The organism is Acetobacter sp. DsW_54, from assembly GCF_002153575.1.
Lineage (GTDB): Bacteria > Pseudomonadota > Alphaproteobacteria > Acetobacterales > Acetobacteraceae > Acetobacter > Acetobacter fabarum.
Genome location: NZ_JOPD01000019.1, coordinates 1 through 15060, shown reverse-complemented (window position 1 = coordinate 15060; position 15060 = coordinate 1). Strand labels below are relative to the sequence as shown.

The following is a 15060-nucleotide window of genomic DNA, read 5'->3' as shown; positions in this document are numbered from 1 at the left end:
AGCTCGTCAGGCTCATAACCTGAAGGCCGCAGGTTCAAATCCTGCCCCCGCAACCATCTGAACTTGCAATGCCAACGCATCACGAACCCCAGCCCCGAAACGGGCTGGGGTTTTCGTTTGTCCACTGCCCGACGCCATCGTCAGAATGCCGGCGAGATCGCCACGAACGTCGATCTGGAGGCCCTTGTCGGATGGCGTGAGGATGATCGCCTCGATCAGCGAGCGGATCACCTCGGCTGCCTCCTGGCGTTTCTCGTCCAACTCGGAATGCAGCATGTCGTGCAGGTGCGCGAGCTGCCGGTGGTAGAACTCCGCCATCTGCGGATGGAGCAGGGGCGGGGGCGCCTCGGCGGTCGCGAGGAACTCCGTCAGCTCCGTCTTGCGGGCTTCGAGCTTCGATCCACGTTCCTTGACCGTCGCGATCGAGATCGCCTCGGAAAGATAGAGATCCATCAGGCGCTGGATGTCGCGCTCGACCCGCTTCAGTTCTGTTTTCGCTGCGTCGATGTCGGCCGACGCTTCCATGCGCAGCCGGTTCATCTCGTTGGTGAAGGCCGTGCAGAACTCGGCGAACAGGGCCGGATCCATGAGATGATGACGCAGGGCGTCGAGCACGCGCCGCTCCAGCTCGTCGCGACGCATATTGGTCCGGTTGTCGCAGGTGCCCTTGTTGCGCGCTGTCGAGCAGCCGAGCAATGTGCCGGAGATCATCGAATAGCCGCCACCGCAGCAGCCGCATTTGCTCAGGCCGGAGAACAGGTAGCGGGGACGGCGCTTCTCGCGGAAATGGTCGGGCGATGATGTATCGCGCGTGTCCCGACTGGCGCTGACGCTGGCCTGCCGCGCCTTGACCGCGTCCCACAGGTCTTGATCGACGACCCGCAGTTCCGGCACCTCCTGAATCACCCATTCGGAGTCCGGATTGGGTCGGGCCTGACGTTTGCCGGTGTCGGGATCCTTGATGAAGCGCTGGCGGTTCCACACCAATTTTCCGACATACATCTCGTTATTGAGGATGCCGGTACCGCGTGCCCGGTTGCCGGTGATGGTCGAGAAGCCCCACGCGCCGCTGCCCGGTGCCGGGATGCCTTCATCGTTGAGACGGAAGGCAATCGCGCGCGGTCCCAGTCCAGCCGCGAAGTCGCGGAAGATGCGACGGACCACCTCGGCCTCCACCACGTTGATGGTCCGGTCGCCCCGGATTGGCTCGCCGCTGGCGTCGAGTTTGCGCACCACGTCATAGCCGTAGGCGTTGCCGCCGCCGGACTTGCCCAACTCCACGCGTCCCCGCAGGCCGCGATGCGTCTTCTCGGCCAGATCTTTCAGGAAGAGGGCGTTCATTGTGCCCTTGAGGCCGACATGCAGATGCGAGACTTCTCCCTCGGAAAGGGTGACGATCTGCACGCCAGCATAATTCATGCGCTTGAAGACGCCGGCGATGTCCTCCTGGTCGCGGGACAGGCGGTCCATCGCCTCGGCCAGCACGATCTGGAACCGTCCGCGCTGCGCATCGGCGATTAGAGCCTGAATCCCGGGCCGCATCAGTGAGGCACCCGAGATAGCGTGATCGGTATACTCCTCGACGATGGTCCAGCCCTGTTTCTCCGCGTGGGTGCGGCAGACGCGAAGCTGGTCGGCGATCGAAGCGTCGCGCTGGTTATCGGAGGAATAGCGGGCGTAGAGCGCGACCTTCATGGTGAGGCATCCCTTACGGTCCGGAGCGGCGACGTTGCTCCTGTTGCTGCGACCGGAACCAGTCCCGTGCGGCACGACGGGCCATGAGGCGGACCAGCGCTATCAGGCGCGGGTCGGGGGCATCGGGCTGCAGGATGAGCCGCAACTCAGGCTCAGGCGGCCGATACGCCGGGGCAAGGGACTGTCTGGGTCTGTCCGTCATCGTTGCTCTCTTCCGACCGCATGGCAAGGAAAACAGACACACGATCTGGACAGATGACTGTTATTTCAATGGAAATGCGCAATATGCGAAAGCGTGCTCCTGAGTAATCCAGCGTGCGGAATCGTAGTTATGGGTAGTCCCGGATACAGGCGCGTCGTACAAATACTGGCGTATGACGGTGGTATGAGAGGGGAGGACGAGTCATGAACGATACGGGAGTGCCGTTCTTCCGGCAGGCCGGATGAGCGGACGCGCCACCGACTCTTCGCCCATGGAAGCGCTGGCCGGCCTCGTGGAGCGGGTGACGTTCCACAATGCCGAGAACGGCTTCTGCGTTCTGCGCGTGAAGGTGCGGGGGCAGCGCGATCTGGTCACTGTTGTCGGCCATGCCGCCATGATCTCGGCGGGCGAGTTCGTGCAGATGTCGGGCCGCTGGTTCAACGATCACACCCACGGCCTCCAGTTCAAGGCGGAGTTTCTGAAGGCCAGCCCGCCGACCACGGTCGAGGGGATCGAACGCTATCTTGGTTCTGGCATGATCCGGGGCATTGGTCCCGTCTATGCGAAGAAGCTGGTGAAAGCGTTCGGCGAGGCCGTGTTCGACCTGATCGAGCAGGAGCCCCACCGCCTGCGCGAGGTGACGGGCATCGGCCCCAAGCGGGCCGAACGGATCATCGGTGGCTGGGCGGACCAGAAGGTGATCCGCGAGATCATGCTGTTCCTGCACAGCAACGGCGTCGGCACCTCGCGGGCGGTGCGGATCTTCAAGACCTACGGGCAGGAAGCGGTCCAACAGATCAGCGAAAATCCCTATAGGCTGGCGAAGGATATCCGGGGCATCGGGTTCAAGACCGCCGACCAGATCGCCCGGAAGATGGGCATCGCGCCTGACGCGATGATCCGGGTGAGGGCAGGGATCTCCTACGCGCTCGGCGAGGCCATGGACGAAGGGCATTGCGGCCTGCTGGTCGGGGAACTGCTGACCAGCACCGCCGAACTGCTGGAGGTCGCCACCCCTCTGATCGGGACGGCGCTCGCACTTGAACTGGAAGCGGGCGACGTTATTGCCGACAGCGTGGGCGAGACGGACTGCATCTTCCTTGCTGTTCTCTATCGCGCGGAGCAGAGCATTGCGGAGCGGTTGCGCGCCTGCGCCGTGGGTCGACCGCCCTGGCCGGAGATCGACGCTGAAAAGGCCATGACCTGGGTGGAAACGAAGACCGGGCTTGCGCTCGCGCCCAGCCAGCAGGAGGCGGTGCGCCTTGCCCTGCGCAGCAAGGTGCTGGTGATCACCGGTGGTCCCGGCGTGGGTAAGACCACGCTGGTCAACGCCATCCTGAAAATCGTGACCGCCAAGGGTACGGATGTGCAGCTCTGCGCGCCAACGGGAAGGGCAGCGAAGCGCCTGTCGGAAAGCACGGGACTGGAGGGCAAGACCATCCACCGCCTGCTGGAGACGGATCCGGCCAATGGCAGTTTCAAGCGGGACGATACCAACCCGCTGACCTGCGATCTCCTGGTCGTGGATGAGGCGAGCATGGTCGATGTGCTTCTGATGCGTTCTCTGCTGCGCGCGTTGCCCGACAGCGCGGCCCTGCTGATCGTCGGCGATGTGGACCAGTTGCCGTCGGTGGGACCGGGGCAGGTGCTGGCCGATATCATCGGTTCCAACGCCGTGCCTGTAGTGCGGCTGACCGAGGTGTTCCGCCAGGCGGCACAGAGCCGGATCATCACCAATGCGCACCGGATCAACGAGGGCAGGATGCCCGAACTGAACGCGGAAGAGGGATCGGATTTCTATTTCGTCGAGGCCGCCGAGCCGGAGATCGGGCTGCGCAAACTGCTGGCCGTGGTGAAAGACCGTATCCCGGCGCGGTTCGGGCTGGACCCGGTTCGGGACGTGCAGGTGCTGTGCCCGATGAACCGGGGCGGGCTGGGCGCCCGGTCGCTGAATATCGAATTGCAGCAGGCGCTGAATCCGCCTGGCGAGGTGAAGGTCGAGCGGTTCGGCTGGACCTATGGTCCCGGCGACAAGGTGATGCAGATCGCCAATGATTATGACCGGGACGTCTTCAACGGGGATCTTGGCGTTATCGACAGGATCGATGTGGAAGAGGGCGAACTGACGGTCTCATTCGATGGAGGGGAGGTCGTTTACGGCTTCGGCGAGCTGGATGAACTGGTGCTTGCCTACGCCACGACCATCCACAAGAGCCAGGGATCGGAATATCCGGCCGTGGTGATCCCGCTGGTGACGCAGCATTACGCCATGTTGGCGCGGAACCTGCTCTATACGGGCGTGACACGGGGGAGGAAGCTCGTCGTGCTCGTGGGGCAGAAGAAGGCGCTGGCCATCGCCGTGCGCAATCAGGGCGGGAGGCGGCGGTGGTCGAAGCTCAGGGAGTGGCTGATGGAGTTGCGGGATGCATAAGGGTCTTTCTCGATATCGATACAGGCATTCCGTAGCACTTTTTAAAAGGTAAAAGTGCTACGTGGGCTCAGTTGCTTGAAAGTAGGCAGCGATAGTATGCTTGGAGCGAGAAAAATCGCTGTGTAAAAATAAATATATGGAGAGGGGATTATGATAAAAACAGAATCTAACGATCGTACAATATATGAAATTGCGGCAGATCCACCGGTGATTCAATATTTTGGAATCGTAAATCTTCATGGATACCGTTCTATTTCACTCTCATCAGAAAATGCCGCCACAATTTTGATTGCAAGGAATGGTACGGGAAAGACGACGTTGCTCGGCGCCCTAGACGCGTTTCTACGGTTACAATTGTCTAGACTTCGTAACTTAGAATTCTCGGAAATTAGATGTCGTTTGACGGGGGAAACAGAGGATCTTGTACTATACCACGCAGACGTTATAGATTTTCTTCAGATTCCTGTCGACGGAGATATAGGATTTTTGGCTGGTAGAGCGAATGTTGAACCATCCGCATTGTTTAATTTTATTATAGAAGACTGGGAAGACGGAAATTATCGACAAAGGTATAATTACGATGGAGGTGTGTATTCATCTATAGTAAGCGCTTTTGATTATAATCGTCGTGAAGCTAGTGTCGCTATAGAAAAAGTTCGCCAAATTCTGCTAGAGAGAAACCCAAGGATATTATCTATATATACAGTTTTGAAAAAATGTTTGAAGGGTTGTGAAATTGTCTATTTGCCAACTTATCGGCGAATTGAACTGGCGCTGCGAGGAGATCCGCGTGAGACACAACGACGCAGGAAACGTCCTCGATTTGAAGTGGCGGCTGGGAGTTTATTCACGGGCGAAATTCAATTTGGACTAACCGATATTTCTGAACGTCTATCTGAATTAAATCAGCAGATTATTATAGAGTCAAACGAGGGCTACCGTAAGATTAGTGCTGATATAATTAATGAATTACTCGACGGCTCTTTTGAAGCCGATGCATCTCCTCACTCCGAGGTGCCAGAGCGAGAGGAATTGCGGGTATTTTTTGAAAGACTGGAGAATGGACGGCGTCAAGGGCCTTACCCGCCTATATCTATTCCAAATTTAACAAAAATTTACACAAGGGAAGGTCTTGCAACTTCGTCGAGTAAGTTTCTAAGTTATTTCCTGTCGAAGTTGGCCACCATTATTAGATCAACAAAAGCCGTCGAGCAGCCTGTAGATGACTTTATTATGAATTGTAATAAATATTTATCATCCAATGAGCCGAGTACGGACATTATAACGAGTAAGACTATCTCCGCTGATGGTAAAGTACTACGTCTGAACCGATCTAACTTCAGAGTCCATGTTGAAAGTGTGCCAGGAAACAGGAGAATATCGCTTGATGCGCTTTCATCCGGTGAAAAACAGATGGTTTCATTATTTGCAAAGATGTTTCTGTACCCAAACCGTAAAATTGTACTTATCGACGAGCCCGAGCTTTCTCTTTCAATTGATTGGCAGCGAGAAATATTAGTTGATGTGCTTGGTGCTCCATCATGCGCCCAATTAATTGCAATCACTCACTCACCATTTGTATTTGATAATGATCTTGAACCATTTGCTGGAGCTCTGAAGATAGAAGAGAGCATTCATGAGGTTGCGTCTGATGAATATTCAGAGGACGACATCGATGAATAGTTCTGCTGATTGTAATCCGGAAGAAGGCTTTCTTGAAAGAATGAAGGCTGCCAGAGGTAGTAGTGCAGTCTTGAAGGCTAGATTGCTAGCGCTCCGTTCCAGTTTAGCTAATGTAAAAATTTTTGCAGTAGAGGGTGATGATGATAAGATAATTTATGGTCAATGGCTTCAACGAGTTCGTCCAGACTTGTGTTACGAGCCATTTCCGTGTGGAGGAAAAAAAGAAGCCAGAATGTTAAGTAATTCTCTTTCTAAAGATGTGAGTGGACTTAAAAATGACGTGGTTATTTTAGTGGACAGAGATTATAATGACTTGGATGGTTTCTGCGATTGCGATAATGTTTTTATGACAGAGTTTTATTCTGCGGAAAACTACCTTGTTAACGAAGATGTTTTGGAAATTTTATTAAAAGATATTTTTCCATGTCATGCCCTGCCAGGAGTTAGAAAGGAGATTATTAGTTTATTTAATTCTGATTATTCTAATTTCCTTGAAATTACGACGGATATTAATAGGCGTATTTATATTGCCAGAAAAATTCCTGTGGAAATTACAAGGCGATTACCGAAAAGCTTAGGTCAGATCTCGTCTGTCGAACTCGGAAAAGTCACGGCAATCAACGTATCTGTTGAGGAATTGATTCCCTACGAGCGTGAACCGTTATTTAATGAAATAGAGAGTTTGTGTGCATCTTTTTCTAAGTTGGAACCGAAAACTCGATATAGAGGAAAATTCGCCATTAAATTTTTCATGATATGGTTAGACAAGTTGGCGAATGAATTTTCGACGTGGAGTCTAGGTCTATTCGGTAGCGTTAAACCCGAAGGTGTCGTCAGACGTGCAGAATTAACTCTAAGTACTTTTGCCTCCAAATCGTGTATCCCTAGTAATTTCATACAATTTGTAAATAGGATGGCGTGATGTATCATTTTTTTTATTTAATTACGAGAGCATTGATGGAAATGAACAGCTAATGGCTCCGCCCTCGCGCCGGAAAGGGTTCGCGTCAGCGCGCTGACGCCGCCCGACGGGGTTTCCCCGATCTTCCTGCGCTGCGCTCCGTGCAGATCTGGCGATACCCCTCCCCATCGGTCGCCCTTGCCGTTGCTACCCCGCTGCTCGCCGCGAGGCAGAGGAACAGCGGGGGCTGTTCCTCGCGGAACAAAGGGCAAAGATCATGACCGGCAACACCAACACGGCGACCGATTTCCGCAACACCATTCTCAACGGCGACAGCGTGCAACTGATGCGGGCGCTGCCCCGTAATTCGGTGGACTTCATCCTGACAGACCCGCCTTACCTTGTAAATTATCGGGGCAGGGATGGGCGCAAGGTTCGCAATGACGACAATGCGCGCTGGCTCCGGCCAGCCTTCAACCAGATGCACCGTGTCCTGAAATGGGGCGGGTTTGCCGTTTCGTTCTATGGCTGGAACCGCATCGACCTGTTCGCGGATGCATGGAAAGCGGCGGGGTTCCGCATGGTCGGGCATATCGTCTTTCGCAAGTCCTATTCTTCATCATCCCGGTTTCTTCGGTATGAACACGAAAGCGCCTACCTGCTGGCCAAGGGCAACGTGACACCGCCCGTAAAGCCCATTCCGGACGTGATCGACATGCCGTATTCGGGAAACAAGCTGCACCCGACGCAAAAGCCGGTGGCGGCACTCCTTCCCCTGGTGGAAACCTTCTGCCCGGTGGGTGGGCTGGTTCTGGACCCGTTCGCCGGTTCGGGTTCATCTCTGGTGGCGGCGCAGCATCTTGGGCGTGATTGGCTGGGCATGGAACTGGACCCGGACCACGCAGCCACGGCAACCCGCCGGCTGGCCTGGCACGGGGCGGCGAGGGCGGCGGCTTAAAGCCGCCCCCTTTCTTCGCCTCACCGGACGGACGGAAAATCGCACCGGCCCCGACGGGCCGGCGCGTGCGGCGCTCGCCGGCGGAGCCGGCTCGCGGAGAGTATGGCCGGAAAGGGGACGTTCCTGGCGCGGTAGCTCCAACGCTGCGAGGACAACGCGCCGCGTCCACGGCGCGAGCGGAAGGCGCCGACAGGCGGCGCCTCGGTCATAGTCCGGCGCGCTCCGCGCGCTGTCCTGATCGTGAAAGCAGATCCAGAAAACTCACTTCTATTTCGTAGATATTCCTGAATCGTCGCGGCATGTGTGTGGTGTTTCCTCTGCTGGAAAGGACGCGATCCATGCTGCTCGGTCTCGGTATTGTCCTCGGCTTCGCCGGTATCGGTTTCCTGTGCTGGCTGCTGTTTCTCTGCGCGGTCTATGCCGCCCCTCTGTTCGTGGCGGCGATGGTCTGCACGAAGCTCTACGACCATGGCGTGCTATCCAGCGCGCACGCCACGCTCGCGGGCATCGCCGCCGGGATCATGGTGCTGGCATGCGGCCAGGCGATCCTCGCCTCCTCGCGCGATCCCGCCCTGCGGGGCGCGGTGTCAGCGCTGCTTGCCCTGCCAGCCGCGCTGGCGGGGTTCGGCATGACGCTGGGTTTCAGCGGTGTGGGCGATATGGGCACCATCCCGGCCTACCTTTTCGCGATGTTGGGGGCATTATGCGTGGGTGGGGCCGCGTGGATGCGGCTTTGTGCCATCCAGCCCGCGTAAGTTCCCGGTGGCAGGATGCCAGTCTCGGTCAGGTCCAGAAGGTCAGCGTGGGGCCGTCAGTCCCCGTTGCGCGTGCATGGGCGGATCAGGAGACAGGATAGGGCAGTACCTTTCCTCTTGGGAAAGACGCCCGGACAGACTCCGACCGGAGTGAAACGTCGTCCAGCTTCAGTGCAGAAAACGCATGCCATTCTACTGGCATGACTGGCGGCTTGGTATCAACGTCCCGCCTGTCAATCTGGAAGCGCTGGGAACATGGTACCGGCCAGCGGAGTATCCCGGCGACGGATACAGTTTGATCTGCATGTTGTCGGGAAACGGATATCTCCCTCGCACCCTGCGTCCCAGTCATGGAACACGACGGACAGACCTGTCTCTCCATAGGGCTGACGGCGCCGCACACCATGACCTCAGACAATGGCCGATCTGCCCGAAGACCGGCTTCGCCTCGCCCGGCTATGGCGCAACGGCGGCCCGCAACTTTTTTCCCCTGGGCTTCGCCCATTCCTCGCGACCCAAAAAAATTCCGTGCCGCCGTCCTCCGCGTTGCTCCGGCCCCTGCGGGGTGCGCCGCCGGTCGTCTCCGGGCTGACGATGGCCATCGAGGCCACGATGGTCGCGGCCCGATACAACCAGGAGACAGGACAATGCTCATCGGTTCATTCAAAAAAGTCGGCGAGGGTTACGAAGGCGAAATCGTCACCCTGACGCAGAAAATCCGGGGTATCCGCTTCGTGCCCGAAGCCAGCCGGGCCAGCGACAATGTTCCCAACTTCCGGGTCCAGATCGGCAAACTCGAAGCCGGGGCCGCCTGGATCAAGCACACCACCGACTGGCGCGAATATCTCAGCGTGAAGCTGGACGATCCGACCCTTCCCGGTCCGATCTTCGCCAGCCTCTTCGAAGAGGAAGGTGGCGCCTACAACCTGGTCTGGAGCCGCCAGCGCCCGCGCAACGGGGACTGACCACCCCAGGCCCCTCCGGTTCGCCGGAGGGGCTTTCTTCCTCGCCAGGCCGGTTATGGCTTTCCGTCGGCCGGTGCTGCTTCTGTAACGACAGCGTGGCTTTCGTCCAGCAGCGCGGCGGGCCGCACGCCCAGTGCCTGTGACGCATGCCATAGCGAGAGAAGTGTCACATTCTGGCGTCCGGTCTCGATCCAGCTGATATAGGCGCGGTCCACGCCCATCCGTTCCGCCAAAGCCTCCTGGCTGAGACCGGTGGCGCGTCGTAGGCGCCTCACGTTCGCGCCGAAAAGTCCTCGGATGTCCATCCGCAGGATAGGAACGATTTGTGTATTATCGCGCTACGTATTATAATACACGGACGGTTTCTCTCCCGCCGGAGTGATGTGCCGAGCGCATCACGTAATGCCGGAAAAACCGACATTTCCCGCCCGCGTGGCCTGAATCTTCGTCCCTCTTCCAAATAATCCCTATCTGGTCGGAGATTGTCGGGATCACCCTCCTGAGTCTTTGGGACTACCCGTTTCGGTTTTGCACCGGATACTGGGTCGAATCTATGACATATCGGGGGAGGGGGGCGTGCCGACAATCCGGCCGTGGGATGCCACGCCCCTTCGTCGCGCTCTCGCCGGGCTCGACCCTGCCGGTCTCGCCCAGGAATGGCTGCGACACAATCCGGCCTATCGGCGCGATCATGCCGCAACCATGACGACGGGCAAGGTGGACGCCGAAATATGGCGCACCTTCGCCCGTCGCTGGGGGTTGCGTTTTCCCTGTCGACCCTAATCTCCCCGCCTGGCTTGCTCCCGCTTTCTGGGATCCTGACATCGCGCCCGAGGTCGCCGTGCGTGGTGATGGGGGTGACATTCTGTCCCGTCTCGCGCCATACGCGCGGGCACGACATGATGCTCCGGATGGCATCCATCTCGTGCTGGATAGCGCAGCAGGCCCGCTGCGCCTTTTCATTGTCGTCGATCGGCAGCCCGACGCGCCAGGAACCTGGTTCATCATCGACGACGGACATCTCACGACCCGTCTGGCCAGCGTTGCGCGCTGCGGCCGCCTGCTTGCCGGTCAGACGCCCGGTCCTCTTCCCTCTACGCTGCGCCTGAGCCCCCAGCAGAAACTGCGCCAGATCCGCATGCTCTGCATCGCCGAAGGCCGACGCATGGGCGTGGCGGTCCGACGGATCGCGGCCGGCATCTACGGTGAGCATATCCTGTGCTTGTCCCGCAATGAATGGCGTGCCAGCGCATGGCACCGGGCTTTCTACCGCGATCTCGACGGTGCCGGGTTCTATCTGAACGGCGGCCATATCGCTCTCCTTCAGGGGCTGAAGCAGGGGGGTGACATTTTGGCGGCCTGAACTTTGTCATCCCTCCCCACAGCTCATTCTCCGGCAGCGTCCTCCCATGAGCCGCGACACCCCGCCAGCGGCCCGATCCACCGGGAGCAAGACCCCATGCGTGTTCAGCCGACACTGCCACCGCGCTATCTGCGCACCCCGGATGCGGCCAATTTCGTTGGCCTGTCCATCCGCACGCTCGAAAAACACCGGAGCTGCGGCACCGGTCCGCTCTACCGCCAGCTTGGCGGCCGGATCGTCTACGCCGTCGAAGACCTGTGCGCCTGGGCCGATCTGAACGTCCGGCTGTCCACGGGTGATGGAGGCGGCATTCCCATGCCGTCCGATCCCCGCGCCTATATCATCCGCCTGCAGGCGAAGGCCCGCAAGGCGCAGCGGAGCGCCGGACGATGATGCCGTCTGCCGATAACTGGCGTCAGCCAGATCGCCGCTTTGTGGTCTCCGGGCCTGCCAGTCCGCGTGACATCCGCGACCTGATGGATCGTCCGCTCTTCGCACTCGGGAAAATGCCACGTCATGAGCCGATCCGTCATCGGTCGGGCTACAGCGAGGTTCACGTCATGTCCTCCGGCGACGCCGGGCTGGCGACACTCATGGATGCCGACGTGCTGCTCTGGCTTGCCGGACAGCTCAGGGGCGCGCTGAACGAGGGGCAATGGATTTCCCGCCATGTCCGTTTCACGCCTTGGCGTCTGTTCCAGGACCTCGGCTGGGATGCCGGCGCGCATCAGTACCGCCGTCTGCGTGGCGCACTGACACGTCTCGCGGCCACGACGGTGATGACGAATATCCGCAATGGCCCGGACTGGCGGGAACGGCCGTTCGCCTGGGTCAGTGATGTCCGTATCTCCCGCGACGATGGCGTCGCTCTGACCCTGTCGGACTGGTTCCTCGCCGCTGTCACTGAGCCCACACGCGTGTTGACCGTGCATCCGGCCTATTTCCACATGGGGAGCGGGATCGGACGCTGGCTCTACCGCTTCGCCCGGCGACGTGTCGGACGGCAGAAGGGACGATGGCTGTTCGATTTCACCGAATTGCATGGCCGTTCCGGCACTCTGATGCAACGATATGATTTCGCGCTCGCACTGGGAAAGATCGTTCGGGCGCAATCGCTTCCGGGATATCGTCTCTCCACCTGTCTGCGACATGGCACCGATTATTTGCGGATCGAAGCAACGACGCCGTCCACAGGGCCTGTGGAGAAGCCAGTGGAACCACTCGTTGCCACAACGGTGGAAAAACACGTTGGAACAGATACGGTTGTATCGTTGGGTCGTTCAAAAAACCACTATGTAAACCATTGTTCCGGAAGGAAAAGCGAGAGGCGTAACTTCTTAACTTATAAGTACAATACTATATGTAGTAGTAAGAGGGGTATTTTTCGCGACAATTCTGACTTGTCCAGACAGGCCAAAAAAGAAGCTCGGGAAGCGGTCGCGGATCGCGGGGCAGGTGCGCCATGACCGCCCCGTCTTTCCGGCCGGACGACGCTGCGCTCACCACGGTTGAACTGACCTGGATCGAGAAGCGCATCGAACACTGGGTCCGGTTCGGGCACCCTGTCGAGGATCGCATTCTAGATCGCAGGCGCAGGCTGATGAGCTTCACGCCGGACAGCGTTTTCGCGTTCATCCGCTGGGCCGCGAACGATTTCGGCACCGTGGTGTCCTGCATCGACATCGTGCGCGCCGTGGGGACTCAGGAAACCTGCCAGACGGTGCCCTTTGTGCGCCCCGGCGGCGAGAGCCTGCTGCGCCAGAGCGGCTGGCCAAAGGTGCGTCGGGTGCTGGAGGCCATCGACGGTGTAGAGGCACTGGGGATCGATCCCGCTACTGCCTGTCCCGATCACTGGCGCCATCTGCATCATCGCCTCACGGCAGCGCAGGAACCGCGTCCCTACACGCGCGAACGCCATGTTGCCTGGCTGCGCCGGAGGGCAGTGGCATGACGTATGGTCATTCCCCCATGGGTGATATCTCACCCCGCACCCCCTTCCGCGTGCTGGACCTGTTCGCGGGTGCGGCTGGCGGCTGGACGCTGGGCCTGCACCGGGCGGGCTTCGTCACCGTCGCCGCCTGCGAGATCGTTCCATGGCGGCGCGTGCTCTACGCGGAGAACAATCCCCATGTCCGCCTCTACGACGACGTCCGGACCCTCACCGCAGGGCGACTTGTTTCCGACCTCGGTTTCCTGCCCGATCTCGTCACGGGCAGCCCGCCGTGCCAGGACATCAGCAGCGCCAACACCAGGGGCAAAGGGATCGACGGCGCGCGGTCGGGCCTCTACCGCGAAGCCATCCGCCTGGTCGGAGAATGCCGCCCTCGCTGGTTCGCTTTTGAGAACAGCGCTAACCTCAGAACTCGCGGCGTGGACCGGCTGCTCGATGCGCTGGAGGCGCTCGGCTACGCCTGCGAACCGTGCGTGGTGGGTGCTGGAGATATCGGCGCCTGCCATGTCCGCAAACGGTCCTGGCTCATCGGTTTCGACCCCCGGCAGCTTGCCGACACCGGTCTCGCAGTCGCAACAGGGCGGGATGCGGATGGAAGGCGGAGGGGGCGCGCGGGCGGCGATGAAGGCGTCGGGCCTTTACGATGTGTTCCGCACGGATCGTATGGCGACGCCACGGGCGTCGGATGCCGCGAAGGGTGGTCGGGGCGACGTGCTGGCGCAGATGACGGGGCAGGAGAACCGTCATGCGGGGATGCAGGGAACCCCGACTGCCAACCCTGCGCCAGGGGGCAGCATGTTGCGTCGGTGCAAGGGGCGGATGACATCGGAGCAGGACGATTTCAGCCGTACGCCGACGATCGGGGAAGCGCTGTATTTCGAGGAGCACCAGCCTCCCTGCGGGATGCTGCCCACACCGCTGGCGCCGAACGGGGGCCGCCGGCTCACCGCGCGGGAGATCGAGACGGGCCGTCGGGCGAACGGATCCAAGGCCCAGATCGACACGCCGAACCTGCTGCGGCACGCAGCACTGGAAACACTGCCGACGCCCACGAAGCGGGACAGCCGGATGGACGGTTGGAGCGATGCTTACGACCGCCGCAAATCCCCGACGATGGACGCGGTGATGGATGGAGCGATGACGGGCAGGGCGCCCCCGGATCGCTGGGCGGGAGCACGGACGCTGGCGACGCTGTTACGGAGCCATGGGCTGGCTGGAACAGCGGCCCTGCCGCTCATCTACGGCTGGATGATGGGCTTTCCGCCTGGCTGGCTCGCACGCGCGTTGCGCTCGGCGATGGACGCCGGGCGTCTGCCGCCAGCTTCGCCGTCGAGGCGTTCGGCGACGCGGTCGTCCCGGATATCCCCGAAGCCATAGGCCACGCCATCCTGCGCGTCGAACGCGCGCTCGACGCGGTCTTCGCGCGTGCGTTGTCAGGAGATGTATCATGACCCGGCGCGGCTGGTTCTTCGCCACGTATTTCGCCGTGCTCGGTGTAGGCGCCTCGCTGGCGTTTCATACCGCGCCGCGCTGGGTCTGGAACGAAACGGCCAGCGTGCCGGTCGGGCTGTATCGCATCCAGCCCACCGTCCCGGTCCGCGTCGGCGACATTGTCGCGCTCCGCCTGCCCGAGCGCGAGGCGACGCTGCTGGCGACGCGCGGCTACCTGCCGTTCGGTGTGCCGCTGCTCAAGCCTGTGGCAGCACTGGCGGGGCAGAGTGTCTGTCGCATCGGCGTGCATGTCACCATCGACGGCAAACCTGCCGGTGACGCGAAGACCGTCGATCATCGGGGCCGCAAGCTGCCGGTCTGGCAGGGCTGCCAGCATCTCGGACCGGGGCAGATCTTCGTCATGAACGCCGCCGTGCCGACCAGCCTGGACGGGCGGTATTTCGGTGTCCTGTCGATGGATACCGTCATCGGGTGTGCCGTGCCGGTGCATGTGCGCACAGGCGAGGCCGAATTGCCTCCGCCGCATTTCGATCCCCTTCCGGAACCGGATGATTCCGTGAGGAAGGGACTGCTTCTGGGACCGCCCATAGTGCCCGTGAAACAGAGCGAACCGCCGATCGAATGACGGTCGTAAGGCACACGGATTTTCCATCACCCCTATCATTTCCGAAAGGATTTTTCTCATGAGCCAGATCGGATTTTTC

16 protein-coding genes and 1 pseudogene are annotated in these 15060 nt (G+C 59.8%); 14 read left to right on the top strand and 3 right to left on the bottom strand.

Features of this window, described 5'->3' with window-relative positions; all coding sequences use genetic code 11:
• Nucleotides 1-12: 12 nt before the first annotated feature.
• Both HK20_RS09050 and HK20_RS09045 read right to left on the bottom strand, forming a co-directional pair.
• Entirely contained in the window at nucleotides 13-1695 is a 1683-nt protein-coding gene (locus HK20_RS09050) for a recombinase family protein (RefSeq protein ID WP_086646750.1), read from the bottom strand.
• Between the two features lie 13 nt (nucleotides 1696-1708).
• The gene (locus tag HK20_RS09045; RefSeq protein WP_086646749.1) at nucleotides 1709-1897 is read right to left on the bottom strand and encodes a hypothetical protein; all 189 of its coding nucleotides are present in this window, start codon (nucleotides 1895-1897) and stop codon (nucleotides 1709-1711) included.
• A gap of 241 nt (nucleotides 1898-2138) precedes the next feature.
• Here HK20_RS09045 and HK20_RS09040 point away from each other — a divergent pair, with 241 nt between their 5' ends.
• From HK20_RS09040 to HK20_RS09015, 6 genes are all read left to right on the top strand, one after another.
• Nucleotides 2139-4328 carry an ATP-dependent RecD-like DNA helicase gene (locus tag HK20_RS09040; RefSeq protein WP_086646748.1) on the top strand — a complete coding sequence of 730 codons (2190 nt, stop codon included), beginning with the start codon at nucleotides 2139-2141 and terminating at the stop codon, nucleotides 4326-4328.
• Nucleotides 4329-4478: 150 nt separating this feature from the next.
• Nucleotides 4479-6011 (top strand): AAA family ATPase, encoded by a 1533-nt coding sequence (locus tag HK20_RS09035; RefSeq protein ID WP_086646747.1) that lies wholly within the window; start codon nucleotides 4479-4481, stop codon nucleotides 6009-6011.
• Nucleotides 6004-6933: a DUF4435 domain-containing protein gene (locus HK20_RS09030; protein ID WP_158093048.1), complete on the top strand. Its 930-nt coding sequence runs from the start codon at nucleotides 6004-6006 to the stop codon at nucleotides 6931-6933. The genes HK20_RS09035 and HK20_RS09030 overlap by 8 nt, the downstream gene beginning before the upstream one ends.
• A 256-nt stretch (nucleotides 6934-7189) precedes the next feature.
• On the top strand, nucleotides 7190-7870 hold the full coding sequence (locus HK20_RS09025; protein WP_086646745.1) for a DNA methyltransferase: 681 nt from the start codon (nucleotides 7190-7192) through the stop codon (nucleotides 7868-7870).
• 338 nt (nucleotides 7871-8208) lie between these two features.
• A complete protein-coding gene (locus HK20_RS09020; protein WP_086646744.1) occupies nucleotides 8209-8625 on the top strand; it encodes a hypothetical protein in 417 nt (138 codons plus the stop codon).
• A 647-nt stretch (nucleotides 8626-9272) separates the two neighbouring features.
• Nucleotides 9273-9590 carry a DUF736 domain-containing protein gene (locus HK20_RS09015; protein ID WP_086646743.1) on the top strand — a complete coding sequence of 106 codons (318 nt, stop codon included), beginning with the start codon at nucleotides 9273-9275 and terminating at the stop codon, nucleotides 9588-9590.
• A gap of 53 nt (nucleotides 9591-9643) precedes the next feature.
• On the opposite strand, the gene HK20_RS09010 is transcribed toward HK20_RS09015, so the two are convergent.
• Nucleotides 9644-9895, bottom strand: a complete 252-nt coding sequence (locus HK20_RS09010) for a helix-turn-helix domain-containing protein (protein WP_086646742.1) — start codon at nucleotides 9893-9895, stop codon at nucleotides 9644-9646.
• A gap of 271 nt (nucleotides 9896-10166) precedes the next feature.
• On the opposite strand from HK20_RS09010, the gene HK20_RS13225 reads away from it, so the two are divergent.
• The 8 genes and pseudogenes from HK20_RS13225 to HK20_RS08975 all read left to right on the top strand — a co-directional run bounded on the left by HK20_RS13225 (nucleotide 10167) and on the right by HK20_RS08975 (nucleotide 14981).
• A complete protein-coding gene (locus tag HK20_RS13225; protein ID WP_086646751.1) occupies nucleotides 10167-10373 on the top strand; it encodes a transcriptional regulator domain-containing protein in 207 nt (68 codons plus the stop codon).
• A 142-nt stretch (nucleotides 10374-10515) separates the two neighbouring features.
• Nucleotides 10516-10953, top strand: coding sequence for a DNA -binding domain-containing protein (locus HK20_RS09000; protein ID WP_233129150.1), 438 nt, complete (start codon nucleotides 10516-10518; stop codon nucleotides 10951-10953).
• A gap of 96 nt (nucleotides 10954-11049) precedes the next feature.
• Nucleotides 11050-11346: an AlpA family transcriptional regulator gene (locus HK20_RS08995; protein ID WP_012553482.1), complete on the top strand. Its 297-nt coding sequence runs from the start codon at nucleotides 11050-11052 to the stop codon at nucleotides 11344-11346.
• The gene (locus tag HK20_RS08990; protein WP_086646740.1) at nucleotides 11343-12419 is read left to right on the top strand and encodes a replication initiator protein A; all 1077 of its coding nucleotides are present in this window, start codon (nucleotides 11343-11345) and stop codon (nucleotides 12417-12419) included. Before HK20_RS08995 ends, HK20_RS08990 begins: the two co-directional genes overlap by 4 nt.
• Complete coding sequence (locus HK20_RS08985) at nucleotides 12416-12904, top strand: DUF2840 domain-containing protein (RefSeq protein ID WP_086646739.1); 489 nt, start codon at nucleotides 12416-12418, stop codon at nucleotides 12902-12904. Before HK20_RS08990 ends, HK20_RS08985 begins: the two co-directional genes overlap by 4 nt.
• Nucleotides 12901-13386 (top strand): annotated as a pseudogene (locus HK20_RS13220) (DNA cytosine methyltransferase); the annotation flags it as partial. The gene HK20_RS08985 and the pseudogene HK20_RS13220, both read left to right, overlap by 4 nt.
• A 139-nt stretch (nucleotides 13387-13525) precedes the next feature.
• Entirely contained in the window at nucleotides 13526-14281 is a 756-nt protein-coding gene (locus tag HK20_RS13215; protein ID WP_233129151.1) for a hypothetical protein, read from the top strand.
• A gap of 70 nt (nucleotides 14282-14351) precedes the next feature.
• The gene (locus HK20_RS08975; RefSeq protein WP_086646737.1) at nucleotides 14352-14981 is read left to right on the top strand and encodes a S26 family signal peptidase; all 630 of its coding nucleotides are present in this window, start codon (nucleotides 14352-14354) and stop codon (nucleotides 14979-14981) included.
• Nucleotides 14982-15060: the final 79 nt, after the last annotated feature.